Genomic DNA, 14,127 nt, shown 5'->3' with positions numbered 1-14,127 from the left:
TGGAATGGAGGACTGCAGCAGAGTGGTGCTCACGAATGGAATCGAACCATCGACCTCCTCCTTACCAAGGAGGTGCTCTACCGACTGAGCTACGTGAGCGAGTTTTTTTTACGCGCCGGCCCGGGGCCTCAATGGAGCGGGAGACGGGAATCGAACCCGCACCATCAGCTTGGAAGGCTGAGGTTCTACCATTGAACTACTCCCGCGCCGCGCGGAACTTCGAATTGGATTGGTGGAGGGAGGTGGATTCGAACCACCGAAGGCGTAAGCCAGCAGATTTACAGTCTGCCCCCGTTGGCCGCTTGGGTATCCCTCCGGTGTTTCTGGCAAGCCGGTGAAAACAGCCCGCGATTTTCGCCTGAAGCGCCGCGCCTGTCAACGCGTACCGGCCATTGCGTCGGTCGACCCGGCGCATCGGCGAGCGGGAAGCGGGCACGACCGACGGCATCCTCCGACCGGGAGTGGCGACCCAGGGCATTCATGCTTATGAACAACCCTCCGCCAGAGCCGCCGATGCCCGCGCGTCGCCCATGAGGTGCCGGACGCGACGGCGTCGCACCTGGATCGTGCCCCCGCCGGATGACGGGCGCGTGGCCGCGCCCCTAGACGTTGAAGCGGAAATGCAGGACGTCGCCCTCCTGGACCCGGTACTCCTTGCCTTCCAGGCGCAGGCGACCGGCATCGCGGGCACCGGCCTCGCCGCGATAGCGGATGAAGTCATCGAAGCCGATGGTCTCGGCGCGGATGAAGCCCTTCTCGAAGTCGGTATGAATCACCGCCGCCGCCTGCGGCGCCGTGGCCCCGGCATGCACGGTCCAGGCGCGGACCTCCTTCACCCCGGCGGTGAAGTAGGTCTGCAGGCCGAGCAGCTTGTACGCCGCGCGGATCACCCGGTTCAGGCCCGGCTCGTCCAGGCCCAGGTCGGCCAGGAACACGTCGCGGTCGGCCTCGTCGAGCTGCGCCAGCTCCTCCTCGATCGCCGCCGACACCGGCACCACCTCGGCGCCCTCGCCCGCGGCGCGCTCGCGCACGATGTCCAGGTACGGGTTGTGCTCGAACCCGTTCTCGAGCACGTTGGCCACGTACATCACCGGCTTCAGGGTCAGCAGGAACAGGTCGCGCAGCGCGGCGCGGTCGTCGTCCGACAGGTCCAGCGCCCGCGCCGGCCGGCCGGCGTCCAGCCCCTCCCGCACCCGCGACAGCACCTCGACCCGCGCCTTGGCCTCCTTCTCGCCGGTCTTGGCCGAGCGCTCGGCGCGCTGCAGCGCCCGCTCCACCGATTCCAGGTCGGCCAGGGCGAGCTCGGTGTCGATGGTCTCGATGTCCGACACCGGGTCGATCTTGCCGGCCACGTGCACGATGTCGCCGTGGTCGAAGCAGCGCACCACGTGCGCGATCGCGTCCACCTCGCGGATGTGCGCCAGGAACTTGTTGCCCAGCCCCTCGCCGCTGGCCGCGCCGGCCACCAGGCCGGCGATGTCGACGAACTCGACCGCGGTCGGCAGCACCTTCTGCGGCTTGACGATCTCCGCCAGCTGGTTGAGCCGAGGATCCGGCACCGGCACCACGCCGACGTTGGGCTCGATCGTGCAGAACGGGAAGTTGGCCGCGGCGATCCCCGCCTTGGTCAGCGCGTTGAACAGGGTCGACTTGCCGACGTTCGGCAGGCCGACGATGCCGCATTTGATGCCCATGAAAATCCGTGATTGGTGATTCGGGATTCGGGATTCGGAAGAGCCGCGCTTCCAAATCCCGAATCCCCAATCCCTAATCCCTGCTCGTATGCAACCGCTTCATCGCCTCGTTGAAGTCGCCGGCCACCGCCAGCGGCAGCGCGTCCAGGGCGTCGTCGATGGCGCGATCGATGAGGATCTCGTCGCCGGCCGATGCGCGTCCGAGCACCCAGGGCGTCACCTTGTCCTTGTGCCCGGGATGGCCGATACCGATGCGCAGGCGATGGAAGCGCCCGTGCCCCAGCAGCCGCATGGTGTCGCGCAGGCCGTTCTGGCCGCCGTGGCCACCGTCGAACTTGAGCCGCGCGGTCCCCGGCGGCAGGTCCAGTTCGTCGTGGGCCAGCAGCGCCTGCTCCGGCTCGATCTTCCAGAAGCGCAGGGCGGCGGTGACCGACTTGCCGCTCAGGTTCATGAAGGTCGCCGGCTTCAGCACCCAGACCGGCTGCCCGCCGATGACGACCTTGGCGGTCTCGCCGAACAGCTTGGCATCCACCCTGAAACGCTCCCCGGCGCGCTCGGCGAGCGCGTCGACGAAGCGGAACCCGGCATTGTGCCGGGTCCGCGCATGTTCCGGACCGGGATTGCCCAGCCCGATGATGATCCGCAACGCCGCCATCGCGTACACCGGTGCCGGAGCGCCACGCGGGCGCCCCGGCAGGCGTCGCTCGCCCGTTACTTGTCGCCGCCGGACTTGCCGGCGTCTTCGTCGACCTTGCTCGCCGGGACCTCGGCGGAGCCCTCGGCATCCTCGCCCTCGCCGTCCGCGGTCTCGATGCGGCCCTGGCGGGCGATGACCACGGCGACGTCGTGCTCCTTGCCGAACTTCAGCTCGGGAACCTCGACGCCTTGCGGCAGCTTCAGGTCGGAGAGATGGATCGCGTCGCCGAGCTTCAGCTCGCCCAGGTCCACTTCGATGTACTCGGGCAGGTCCTGCGGCAGGCAGCTGATCTCCACTTCGTTCATCTCGTGGGTGATCACCACGTCGGCCGCCTTGCCGGCCGGCGACTTGTCCTCGTTGAGGAAGTGCAGCGACACCGAGGTGCGCAGCGCCTGGTCGGCGCTGACGCGCTGGAAGTCCAGGTGCATGATCTGCTGCTTGTACGGGTGCCGCTGCATGTCGCGCAGCAGCACCTTCTGCACGTCGCCGTCCAGGCTCAGGTCGAGGATCGACGAGTAGAACCACTCGTGCTTGCTGGCGAGCAGCACGTCCTCGTGGACGAGTTGGATGTTCACCGGGTCGAGATCGCCGCCGTAGACGATCGCCGGCACGTTGCCGGAACGACGCAGGCGGCGGCTCGCACCCTTCCCCTCGTCGTCGCGACGCTGCACCTTGATTTCATGCGTGATTGCCATGTTGTTTTCACTCTTTACGTTGCAATGATCCGCCTCGCGGCGGGTTGGCGACTCTTCCGCGACCAGAAGAGTCGGTTGGAAACGGTGATTCGTGATTGGTGATTCGCTAAAAGCACCTCGCCCTTGCGAATCACCAATCACGGCCCTCAATCCACATACAAAGAACTCACCGACTCGCCGAAGGCGATCCGGCGGATCGTCTCGGCCAGCAGCTCGGCGACGCTGAGCTGCCGGATCCGGTCGCAGGCCCGCGCCGCCGCCGCCAGCGGGATGGTGTCGGTGACCACCAGCTCGTCGAGCTGCGAACGGGTGATGTTGTCGATCGCCGCGCCCGACAGCACCGGGTGCGTGCAGTACGCCACCACCTTGGTGGCCCCGTTGTCCTTGAGCGCGCCGGCGGCCGCGCACAGGGTGCCGGCGGTGTCGACGATGTCGTCGACCAGCACGCAGGTCTTGCCCTCGACGTCGCCGATGATATTCATCACCGTGGCGACGTTGGCGCGCGGCCGGCGCTTGTCGATGATCGCCAGATCGGCGTCGTCCAGGCGCTTGGCGATCGCCCGGGCCCGGACCACGCCGCCGACGTCCGGAGACACGACGATCAGGTTGTCGGTGCCGTGCGCGCGCCAGATGTCGGCCAGTAGCAGCGGCGAGGCGTACACGTTGTCGACCGGCAGGTCGAAGAAGCCCTGGATCTGGTCTGCGTGCAGGTCCACCGTCAGCACCCGGTCGGTCGACACCGACGAGAACATGCTGGCCGCGACCTTGGCGGTGATCGGCACCCGCGACGAGCGCGGGCGGCGGTCCTGGCGGGCGTAGCCGAAGTACGGCACCACCGCGGTCACGCTGGCGGCGCTGGCGCGCTTGAGCGCGTCGATCAGCACCAGCAGCTCCACCAGGTGTTCGGCGCTCGGCGCGCAGGTCGACTGCAGCACGAACACCTCCTGCTTGCGCACGTTCTCCTCGATCTCGACCTGCACCTCGCCGTCCGAGAAGTTCGACACCAGCGCCTTGCCCAGGCGCGTGCCGAGCTCGCGGCAGACCGCCTGCGCCAGCGGCTTGTTGGCATTGCCGGAGAAGATCAGGAGGTTGCGATCTTCTTTCATAAGAGGGGTCTCCGCGTCGCTCTGACCGTGGCGGGGGGATGGAGCCGGGAATGGGGAATCGGGAGTCGGGAATCGGAAAAGCGCGGCGCACTGCTTCTACGATTCCCGACTCCCCATTCCCGATTCCCGACAATTGGCAGGGGCGGCAGGATTCGAACCTGCGAATGCCGGGATCAAAACCCGGTGCCTTGGGCCACTTGGCGACGCCCCTGTGGAGCCGGGATTCGTGATGGGTGATTCGGGATTCGTAACAGAAGCGGCGGCACCCTCGCTCTTGCCAATCACGAATCACCCATCACCAATCACGGCCCTCAAGCGCCTCCAGCAGCGGCGAGCGCGCCGCGCCGGCCACCACCCGGGCCGCGAGGCCGGAAGGCAGCCGGGCGAGCGCGGCCTCGGCGGATTCGCGCGCGGCGAACTCGACGAAGCAGCCGCTGCCTGTCCCCGTCAACCGTGGCGAGCCGACCCGCGCCAGCGCGGCGAACGCGGCCTCGACGACCGGTTCGCGGCGGCGCAGCACCGGCTCGAACGCATTGCCGAGCGGAGCACCCGAAGTGAAGTCGGCTATTGTCGCGGGCGCGGCATTTCGCGTCAATTCAATACTCTGGAAGAGTGCCGCGGTGGACACCCGGACGCCCGGGTCGGCCAGCAGGTACCAGGCCGGCGGCAGCGCCAATGGCGACAGCCGCTCGCCGACCCCTTCCGCCCAGGCGTTCGCGCCACGCACGAACAGCGGCACGTCGGCGCCGAGCCGCAAGCCGAGTTCGGCCAACCGGTCGGCGCCCATGCCGGTTCCCCACAGGTGGTCGAGGACCAGGAGCACGGTCGCCGCATCGGACGAACCACCGCCGAAGCCGCCACCGACGGGGATACGCTTTTCGACGATGATATCCGCGCCCAGCTCGACGTTCGCCTCCGATCGCAGCAGTTCCGCGGCACGAACCGCCAGGTCGTCGGCGCTTTCGACCCCCTCTGCCGACGCCCCGTGGCGGACGATGCGGCCGTCGTCGCGCGGCCGCAGGCGCAGGGTGTCGCCCCAGTCCAGCAGGCGGAACACCGTCTGCAGCGCGTGGTAGCCGTCGGGCCGGCGGCCGGTGATGCGCAGGAACAGGTTCAGCTTGGCCGGGGCCGGCCAGGCGCTCCACCCGTCCGCCGCGGCCGTCGTCGCCGGCACGCCTAGCCGCCCTGCACCGGCACGTCGCCCAGCGCCCACTGATCGACGATCAGCCGCACTTTCGCCTCGCCGCGCTGGGCGCTGACGCGCAGCGGCAGCCGCGGCGCGCCGGCGTCCGCCGGCTGCCAGGCCTGGTAGTCGATGGTCCAGCCGCCCTGTTCGATGCGCGCCAGCGTCCCGCCGGCGTCGAAATGCAGACGCGCCGGGCCGAAGGCGCCGGCATCGGCGCGGGTCCCGGCGGCCCAGGCGGCCATCGCCCCGGCCGGGATGCGCAGGCCGGTCGCCTCGAGCAGCAGCATCTCGACGTCCCGACCCTCGCGCGGGCCACCCTCCAGGCCCTCGATCCGCGCACCGGCGGCGTCGCCGGTCAGGCTCCAGCTCTGCCGCGTCACCGGCGCGCTCAGCACCACGCGGTAGCCGTCGCCGGCCTGCGACCACTCGATGCGGCCGTTGCCGCCCTGGCGGCCGTTCGACAACGCTACCCGGCCGCTGAAACCCAGCCGCTCCGCCGCGCGCACCTGCGCCTCGCGCGCCTCGACCCGCGCCGTCGCCGCCGCGAGCGCGGCGCCGGTCAGGGCAGCGGGCGCCGGCGCCCGCTGCGGTTGCGAGACGCAGCCGGCCAGGGCCAGCACGGCGACCAGCAGGGTGGCGCACGCTTTCGCCGAAAGGAACGCGGGGCGAGGGTGAAAAGCAAATCCCCCCCGCCCCCCTTTTACAAAGGGGGGAATTGTCTCGCCGCAACGGGCTTGCCTTCCTCCTTTGAAAAAGGAGGATCGAGGGGCATCCGTCCTGGCTCGGCATCCCCCTTTGAAAAAGGGGGATTGAGGGGGATTTGCTTTGGCGATAGCGTGCGCGGAGCGCGCCGCACCCCCCCCCTGCGCATCTGCTTCAACAGGGAGGAACCCCAGGATCTGCGCTCGCATCGGCTTCAAATGTCGGCTCCGGTCTTGCGCAGCGCGCGCAGCAGCGAGCGGTTCTCGGGGTCGAGTTCGCGCGCCTTGGTGAAATATTCGCGCGCCTCGTCGCGGCGGCCCAGCACCCACAGCACCTCGGCGACGTGCGCCCCGATCTCCGGATCCCGCATCAGCCGCCAGGCGCGCTGCAGCTCGACCAGTGCCTCCTGGTGGCGCCCGAGCCGGTACAGCACCCAGCCGTAGCTGTCGACGATGGCGGCATTGTCCGGCTCGGCGACGCGGGCGCGATCGATCAGCTCCAGCGCCTCGGCGTAACGCGTGGTGCGGTCGGCCAGGGTATAGCCGAGCGCATTGAGGGCGGCGACGTTCTCGGGCTCGGCCACCAGGATGCGGCGCAGGTCCGCCTCGGCGCGGGCGATGTCGTCCTGCCGCTCCCACATCAGCGCGCGCGCGTACAGCAGCGCGCCGTCGTCGGGATAGGCGGCCAGGCCGCGCGCGAAGGTCTCGCGTTCCGCCTCGACATCGCCGTCTTCCTTGTGCAGCTCGGCCTCCAGCAGGTAGGCGTCGCGGCGCGCATCCTCGTCGATCGAGGCGTCGGCCTGCAGCGCGCGCAGCTCGGCGAAGGCCTCGCCGCCGCGGCCGAGATCGTGCAGCACCTTGGCCGCGCGCAGCTGCGCGACCCGGCGCTCCTCGCCGCCCGGCACGCTTCGATACCACTCCAGCGCCTCCCCGTGGCGTTCCAGGTACTCCGCCAGCTGGCCCAGCAACAGGCGTCGGCCCGGGTCGGGGGCACCGGCTTCGCCGCGCAACTCCGCATAGACCTGCTCGAGCGCCGGCTTGTCCCCGGCCTTGACGAGCAAGGAGGCGCGCAGCCCGTAGCTGCGTTCGTCCTGCGGCCCGCGCGCCATGATCCGCGCCGCGGCGGCGGGGTCGCCCAGGTTGTCGTATTCGGCCGCGATCGCCAGCCGCAGCTCGGGCGAGACCTCGGCCTGGTCCTCGATCGCGGCCAGCGTCCGCTTCGCCGCCTCGACGTCGCCGCCCTCGCGCTGCTGGCTGGCGCGCAGCAGCGCCACCCGCGGCTCGTCCGGGAAGCGCCGCACGACCTCCTGCACGATGCGCTCGGCCAGCGGCAGCTCGCCGAAGCGCTGCGCCAGGCCGCCGAAGGCCAGCCAGGCCTGGAGCTGGTCCGGGATGGCGCCGGCGTCGATCAGCCGGCCCAGCACCTTGGCCGAGGCGGCCGGATCGCGGGTGCCGCTGCCGAGCGCGGCCAGCGCGTGGCGCCAGCCGGCCGGGTCCGGATCGCGCAGCATGGCCTCGAGCTCGCGCCGCGCCGCGCGCTCGCGGCCGCCACGCAGCAGCCAGGTGGCCTCGGCCGACCGCATCGCCAGCGAGCGCGGCGCACGCTGCTTCCACAGCTTGATCGCCTCGCCGGCCAGCGCGTCGTCGTTGGCCAGCAGCGCGATGCGCGCGGCCCGCTCCGCCAGACCGGCATCGTCGGCGGCCGCCCGGGCCGCGCGCAGGTACCAGTCGGCAGCCTCGTCCAGCCGACCGGACTGCAGCGCGTATTCGCCGGCCATGGAGGCGGCGAGCACGTCGTCCGGTTGTCCGCGCGGTTGCGCCGCAGCGGACGTGGCGAGGGCCGACAAGGCGACGGCGAGCAGGCCGGCCAGGACGAAACCACGGCTGGAAAGGTGGATTGCGGGCATCGTGGTCGGCTGCGCCGTAAAATACGAGATTCGCCAGCAAGCTTATCGCAAGCACCTGAACGGACGACGGCCACCGTCATGAACCTCCACGCCCTCGGCATCAACCACCAGAGCGCCCCGGTCGCCCTGCGCGAACGGGTGGCGTTCGCCGAGCATGCGCTGCCCGGGGCGCTGGCGGCGCTGCGGGCGCTGCCGCAGGTGCGCGAGGCCGCGCTGCTGTCCACCTGCAACCGCACCGAGCTCTACGCGATCACCGACGACGACGGCCAGGCGCTGGCCGACTGGCTGGCCACGCATCCGGAAGGCGGAGACCTGCATGCCTACCTCTACCGGCACCGCGACGCGGACGCGGTGCGGCACCTGTTCCGGGTCGCCACCGGGCTCGATTCGCTGGTGCTCGGCGAGCCGCAGATCCTCGGCCAGGTGAAGCAGGCCTGGGCGGCGGCGCGCGCAGCGGGCGCCCTCGGCAGCCGGCTCGACCGCCTGTTCCAGCACGCCTTCGTCACCGCCAAGCGCGCGCGCAGCGAGACCCGGATCGGCAACAGCCCGGTCTCGGTGGCCTCGGTGGCGGTGCGGCTGGCGCAGGACTCGTTCACGCGCCTGGCCGACTCCACGGCGCTGCTGATCGGCGCCGGCGAGACCATCGAACTGGTCGCGCGGCACCTGGTGCAGGCCGACGCCAAGCGCCTGCTGGTCGCCAACCGCACCCTGGCGCACGCACAGGACCTGGCCTCGCGCCACGGCGGCGTGGCGCTGCCGCTGGCCGAACTCGACCGCCACCTGTCGCAGGCCGACCTGGTGTTCTCCGCCACCGCCAGCCGCGAGCCGGTGCTGCACCGCGCCCAGGTCGAAGCCGCCCTGCAGGCGCGGCGACACCGGCCGATGCTGCTGCTGGACCTGGCGGTGCCGCGCGACATCGCGCCGGACGTGGCCGAGCTGAAGGACGCCTACCTCTACACCGTCGACGACCTGGAACGCTCGGTCGAGGACAACCGCCGCAACCGCCGCGAAGCCGCGGACGCCGCCGAGGCGATCGTCGAGCTGCAGGTCGCGCGCTACGCCGAGGCGCTGGCCGCCGGGCCGCTCAACGAGCCCCTGCGCAGGCTGCGCGCGCACGGCGAGCACGCCCGCGCGCAGGCACTGGCGCGCGCGCGCCGGCAGCTGGCCGCCGGCCAGGATCCCGAGGCCGTGCTCGAGTTCCTCGCCCACGCCCTCACCAACCGCCTGCTGCACGCGCCCACCGCCGCCGTGCGCGAAGCCGCCGCCAGCGGCAACCTGGAGCTTGCGCGCGCCATCGCGCAAGCGCTGCACGCCGACGACGAGGACCGCGATGCTGCCGACCCTGCGCCGTAAGCTGGAGGCGCTGGCCGAACGCCGCGACGAACTCGAGCGCCTGCTGGCGGATCCGGAGGTCGCCGGCGACCAGGCGCGCTTCCGCGCCTATTCGCGCGAGTTCGCCCAGTTGGAGCCGCTGGCCGCCTGCCTTGCGGAGGAGACCCGCGCCCGCGCCGATCTCGCCGCCGCCGAAACGATGCGCGCCGACCCCGAACTGCGCGAATTGGCCGAGGAGGAGATCGCCGTCGCCGCCGCCCGCCTGGAGGAGCTCGACCAGGTGCTGATGGCGATGCTGGTGCCGCAGGACGCCCGCGACGAGGGCGGCCTGTACCTGGAGATCCGCGCCGGCACCGGCGGTGACGAGGCGGCGATCTTCGCCGGCGACCTGTTCCGCATGTACGCGCGCTACGCCGAAAGCCAGGGCTGGCGGATCGAGGTGGAATCGGCCAGTCCCGGCGAGCACGGCGGCTTCCGCGAGATCGTCGCCCGCGTCGACGGCCGCGGCGCCTATGCTCGGCTGAAGTTCGAATCCGGCACCCACCGCGTGCAGCGGGTGCCGGAGACCGAATCGCAGGGCCGCATCCATACCTCGGCGGCGACCGTGGCGATCATCCCGGTCGCGGAGGAGGCCGAGCCGATCGAGATCAATCCGGCCGACCTCAAGGTCGACACCTTCCGCTCCTCCGGCGCGGGCGGCCAGCACGTCAACAAGACCGACTCGGCGATCCGTATCACCCACGCGCCCAGCGGCATCGTGGTCGAATCGCAGACCGAACGCTCGCAGCATGCCAACCGCGACAAGGCGATGAAGCGGCTGAAGGCGATGCTGGCCGAGGCCGAGGCCGAGAAGCGCGCCGCCGCCACCGCGCAGAGCCGCAAGCTGCAGGTCGGCAGCGGCGACCGCAGCCAGCGCATCCGCACCTACAACTATCCGCAGGGCCGGATCACCGACCACCGCGTGGAAGGCCTGACCCTGTACGACCTGCCCAACATCCTCGAAGGCGGGCTCGATCCGCTGATCGAGCGCCTGAGCCGCGAGCACCAGGCGGAGGAGTTGGCGCGGCTGACCGATACCTGAGTCCGGTGGTTTTTCGGGCAAAGCCAAGCATGTCTTCGGATAGCACGCGGGAGGCGTGAGCGGCGGCGCGGTGGGCGCTCCGGCCGACAGAATCCGGGACAGTGACTTGCCGGTGCGGCGCCCAGGCCGGGGACTGCGGACAGCAGGCCATGGATGGCCTGCGGCGGCGAGTCCGGCCATGGATGGCCGGACCGAGCCGGGGAGCAGTCCCCGGACTGGGCGCCGCTTCTTCCGAAGCCGAAGCTCTGGCCCATCTCGCTGCAACGCAGGCTGCTCGGCGCGGCTATTCGTTTACACCGCCGGTGGCGACGGTGTTGCCAAGCCACGGCGGAGGGAACTGCCTAGCGCGGCCTGCGGCGGCGAGTCCGCCATGGATGGCGGACCGAGCCGGGAGCAACCCCCGGCCCGGACGCCGCTGTTTCCGAAGCCGAAGCCCTGGCCCACTTCGTTGCGATGCGAGTTGCTCGACACGGCTAGTCGTTTACACCGCCCGTGGCGACGGTGTTAGCAAATCGCAGCGGACGGGACTGCCTGGCGCGGCTAGTCGTTTACACCGCCCGTGGCGACGGTGTTAGCAAATCGCAGCGGACGGGACTGCCTGGCGCGGCTAGTCGTTTACACCGCCCGTGGCGACGGTGTTAGCAAATCGCAGCAGACGGGACTGCCTGGCGCGGCTATTCATTCACACCGTCCGTGGCGACGGTGATACCAAACCGCAGCGGAGGGGACTGCCTGGCGCGGCTAGTCGTTTACACCGCCCGTGGCGACGGTGTTGGCAAATCGCAGCGGACGCGACTGCATGGCGCGGCGGATGACAAGCGACGTTCCACGGGCGAGGATGCAGGGCCGACCCCAGACGATCCCAGCGCATGTCCGTTTCCGTTCGCCGCGCCGAACTGGCCGATCTCGAAATCCTGGTGCCGCTGTTCGATGGCTATCGCATGTTCTATGCACAACCGTCGGATCCCGGCCTGGCACGCGAATTCCTGCGCCAGCGCCTGCAGCGCACGGAGTCCGTGGTGCTGCTGGCCGAACTGGATGGACGCGGCGCCGGCTTCACCCAGCTCTACCCGATGTTCTCCTCGGTGCGCGCGGCGCGCACCTGGATCCTCAACGACCTGTTCGTGGCACCGGAGGCGCGCGGCGCCGGCGTGGCCCGCGCCCTGCTCGCCGCGGCGGCCGATTTCGCCCGCGGCGACGGCGCGCTGCGCCTGGAGCTTGAGACCACGGCCGACAACCACGCCGCGCAGGCGCTGTACCGCGCCACGGGCTGGCAGCCCTACGACGAGACCCTGCGCTTCCACCTGCCCGTGGGGAACGGCTGAACGATGCCGGTGGCGCCCAACGACCCGCGCACGCAGGCCCGGCATGCCGTGCGGCGCGAGCCCGGCAACGCGATGGCCTGGATCGTGCTGTCCGATGTGGAACTCGATGCCGGCGACGCCCGCAACGGCGCCGCCGCCGCGCGGCATGCCCTGCAGCTGGCGCCGGGGCACCCTGAAGCGCTGGCGCGGCTGGGCCGCGCGCAGTGGATGCTGGGCCGCCACGCCGAGGCCGCCGACAGCCTGCGCGCCGCCGCGCGGCAGGCGCCCCAGCATCCGGGCATCGCGGTCTGGCTCGGCCATGCGCTGGAAGACGCCGGCGACGCCGAGGGCGCCAACGACGCCTATGCGCACGCGCATGCGCTGGCGCCGGAGCACCCGTTGATCGCGGCACACCTGCTGGCCTGGCGCCGGCGCCTGTGCGACTGGCGCGACCTCGACCGCCTCTCGCGGCAGGTGCGCGAGGCGGTCCGCGCCGGACACGGCGTGGTCGAGCCGTTCGCCTTCCTCAGCGAGGACGCCACGCCCGTCGAGCAGTTGCAGTGCGCGCGGCTGCAGGCACGGGCGCTGGCCGCACGGATCCGGCCGCTGCCGCCCGCGCCGCCGCGGGCGGCGGACGCGCTGCTGCGCGTGGGATTCCTCTCCAACGGCTTCGGCGCGCATCCGACCGGGCTGCTGACCGCCGCCTTCTTCGAGGCGCTGGATGCGCAGGGCGCGTTCGAAACGCACCTGTTCGCGCTCAACCGCGACGACGGCAGCGCGATCCGGCAGCGCCTGCGGCGGGCGGCGCGGCGGCTGCACGACGTCTCTGGACTGGCGCATGCATCGATCGCGCAGCGCATCCGCGGGACCGGCATCGACGTCCTGTTCGACCTGCGCGGCTGGGGCGGCGGCGGCGCGCCGGAGGTGCTGGCGATGCGGCCGGCGCCGGTGCAGGTGAACTGGCTGGCCTACCCGGGCACTTCGGGCGCGCCGTGGATCGATCACGTGCTGGCCGACGGCTTCGTGCTGCCCGGCGGGCTCGCGCCGCACTTCAGCGAGCAGGTCGTGCGGTTGCCGCGCTGCTTCCAGCCCTCCGACACCCGTCGCGAGGTGCCGCCGGCGCCGGCGCGCGCCGACTGCGGCCTGCCCGAACGCACGGCCGACGGCGGCGGCGTGGTGTTCTGCTGCTTCAACAACAGCTACAAGCTCAACCCGCGCAGCACCGCGCGGGCGCTGGCGGTGCTGCGTGGGGTGCCCGGCAGCGTGCTGTGGCTGCTGTCCGGCCCCGGCCGCGCCGACCAGCGCCTGCGCGCGTTCGCCGAAACGCAGGCCGTGGACCCGCGGCGGCTGGTATTCATGCCCAAGCAGCCGCACGCCGCCTACCTGGCGCGGCTGCAGCTGGCGGACCTGTTCCTGGACACCGAACCGTACAACGCCCACACCACCGCCTCGGATGCGCTGTGGGTGGGCTGTCCGGTGCTGACCCGCCCGGGCGACACCTTCGCCGCGCGCGTGGCCGGCAGCCTCAACCACCACCTCGGCATGGAGGCGATGAACGTGGACGGCGACGACGCCTTCGTCGCCCGCGCGGTCGCGCTCGGCCGCGATCGCGCCGCGCTCGCCGACGTGCGCGCCGAACTGGCGCGGCGGCGGGACGCCTCCGGCCTGTTCGACATGGCGGGCTTCGCCGCCGACTTCGCCGCGGCCGTGCGGCCGATGGCCGAACGCGGCCGTGCAGGGCCGGCTCCCGGCGCCCCCGCCGTAGGCCCGTAGAGCGGAGCTTGCTCGGCTGCACACGGCGGCGGCTCCGGAGACGGGAGCAGCGGAGCAAGCTCCGCTCTACGGGGGCCTTTCGCGGGAATGGCGATTGTTCCCCGCGCGCCATAACCGCTAGGCTTCGCGCATGAGCGCCGCCGACGACTTCATCCCCCTCTCCCTGTGCGTGCTGACGGTCTCCGACAGCCGCACGCCCGATACCGACAGTTCCGGCGACTATCTCGTCGAAGCGCTGCAGGCAGCCGGCCACCGGCTCGCGCACCGCGCGCTGCTGCCCGACGACCGCTACCGCCTGCGCGCGGCGGTGTCGCAATGGATCGCCGACGACGGCGTCGACGGCGTGCTGGTCACCGGCGGCACCGGCTTCACCGGCCGCGATTCCACGCCCGAGGCCCTGCTGCCGCTGCTGGACAAGGACATGCCGGGCTTCGGCGAATTGTTCCGCGCGATCAGCTTCGAGGAGATCGGCACCTCGTCGCTGCAGTCGCGGGCCTTCGCCGGGCTGGCCAACGGCACCTTCGTGTTCTGCCTGCCCGGCTCCACCTCGGCCTGCCGCACGGCGTGGGAGCGGATCGTCCGCGACCAGCTGGACGCGCGCACCCGGCCCTGCAACCTCGCCACGCTGCGCCCGCGGCTGAAGGAGTAAGC

The 14,127-nt window shown here is 71.4% G+C and carries 12 protein-coding genes and 4 tRNA genes; 5 read left to right on the top strand and 11 right to left on the bottom strand.

The window, feature by feature from the left end; genetic code table 11:
* Window positions 1-23 precede the first annotated feature (23 nt).
* From U3649_RS07765 to U3649_RS07715, 11 genes are all read right to left on the bottom strand, one after another.
* Window positions 24-99 (bottom strand) — tRNA-Thr (locus U3649_RS07765).
* A 33-nt stretch (window positions 100-132) separates the two neighbouring features.
* Window positions 133-206 (bottom strand) — tRNA-Gly (locus U3649_RS07760).
* 24 nt (window positions 207-230) lie between these two features.
* Window positions 231-316, bottom strand: a tRNA-Tyr gene (locus tag U3649_RS07755).
* A gap of 286 nt (window positions 317-602) precedes the next feature.
* Entirely contained in the window at window positions 603-1,694 is a 1,092-nt protein-coding gene (gene ychF / locus U3649_RS07750) for a redox-regulated ATPase YchF (RefSeq protein ID WP_407354273.1), read from the bottom strand.
* Between the two features lie 73 nt (window positions 1,695-1,767).
* On the bottom strand, window positions 1,768-2,349 hold the full coding sequence (gene pth, locus U3649_RS07745) for an aminoacyl-tRNA hydrolase (RefSeq protein ID WP_407354272.1): 582 nt from the start codon (window positions 2,347-2,349) through the stop codon (window positions 1,768-1,770).
* 56 nt (window positions 2,350-2,405) lie between these two features.
* On the bottom strand, window positions 2,406-3,086 hold the full coding sequence (locus U3649_RS07740) for a 50S ribosomal protein L25/general stress protein Ctc (protein ID WP_407354271.1): 681 nt from the start codon (window positions 3,084-3,086) through the stop codon (window positions 2,406-2,408).
* Between the two features lie 146 nt (window positions 3,087-3,232).
* Window positions 3,233-4,192 carry a ribose-phosphate diphosphokinase gene (locus U3649_RS07735; protein ID WP_407354270.1) on the bottom strand — a complete coding sequence of 320 codons (960 nt, stop codon included), beginning with the start codon at window positions 4,190-4,192 and terminating at the stop codon, window positions 3,233-3,235.
* Between the two features lie 134 nt (window positions 4,193-4,326).
* Window positions 4,327-4,403, bottom strand: a tRNA-Gln gene (locus tag U3649_RS07730).
* An 84-nt stretch (window positions 4,404-4,487) separates the two neighbouring features.
* On the bottom strand, window positions 4,488-5,366 hold the full coding sequence (gene ispE / locus U3649_RS07725) for a 4-(cytidine 5'-diphospho)-2-C-methyl-D-erythritol kinase (RefSeq protein ID WP_407354269.1): 879 nt from the start codon (window positions 5,364-5,366) through the stop codon (window positions 4,488-4,490).
* Between the two features lie 2 nt (window positions 5,367-5,368).
* On the bottom strand, window positions 5,369-6,007 hold the full coding sequence (gene lolB, locus U3649_RS07720; RefSeq protein WP_407354572.1) for a lipoprotein insertase outer membrane protein LolB: 639 nt from the start codon (window positions 6,005-6,007) through the stop codon (window positions 5,369-5,371).
* A gap of 287 nt (window positions 6,008-6,294) precedes the next feature.
* Window positions 6,295-7,986, bottom strand: a complete 1,692-nt coding sequence (locus U3649_RS07715; RefSeq protein ID WP_407354268.1) for a tetratricopeptide repeat protein — start codon at window positions 7,984-7,986, stop codon at window positions 6,295-6,297.
* 78 nt (window positions 7,987-8,064) lie between these two features.
* On the opposite strand from U3649_RS07715, the gene hemA reads away from it, so the two are divergent.
* The 5 genes from hemA to moaB all read left to right on the top strand — a co-directional run bounded on the left by hemA (window position 8,065) and on the right by moaB (window position 14,125).
* On the top strand, window positions 8,065-9,339 hold the full coding sequence (gene hemA, locus U3649_RS07710; RefSeq protein ID WP_407354267.1) for a glutamyl-tRNA reductase: 1,275 nt from the start codon (window positions 8,065-8,067) through the stop codon (window positions 9,337-9,339).
* Window positions 9,317-10,399 carry a peptide chain release factor 1 gene (gene prfA, locus U3649_RS07705; protein WP_407354266.1) on the top strand — a complete coding sequence of 361 codons (1,083 nt, stop codon included), beginning with the start codon at window positions 9,317-9,319 and terminating at the stop codon, window positions 10,397-10,399. Before hemA ends, prfA begins: the two co-directional genes overlap by 23 nt.
* An 869-nt stretch (window positions 10,400-11,268) precedes the next feature.
* Window positions 11,269-11,724, top strand: a complete 456-nt coding sequence (locus U3649_RS07700) for a GNAT family N-acetyltransferase (RefSeq protein ID WP_407354265.1) — start codon at window positions 11,269-11,271, stop codon at window positions 11,722-11,724.
* A gap of 3 nt (window positions 11,725-11,727) precedes the next feature.
* Complete coding sequence (locus tag U3649_RS07695) at window positions 11,728-13,476, top strand: tetratricopeptide repeat protein (protein WP_407354264.1); 1,749 nt, start codon at window positions 11,728-11,730, stop codon at window positions 13,474-13,476.
* Window positions 13,477-13,606: 130 nt separating this feature from the next.
* Window positions 13,607-14,125, top strand: a complete 519-nt coding sequence (gene moaB, locus U3649_RS07690; RefSeq protein WP_407354263.1) for a molybdenum cofactor biosynthesis protein B — start codon at window positions 13,607-13,609, stop codon at window positions 14,123-14,125.
* Window positions 14,126-14,127: the final 2 nt, after the last annotated feature.

This window comes from Luteimonas sp. R10, from assembly GCF_045689605.1.
Taxonomy (GTDB): Bacteria; Pseudomonadota; Gammaproteobacteria; order Xanthomonadales; family Xanthomonadaceae; genus Luteimonas.
This window is presented reverse-complemented; position numbering and strand designations above follow the sequence as displayed.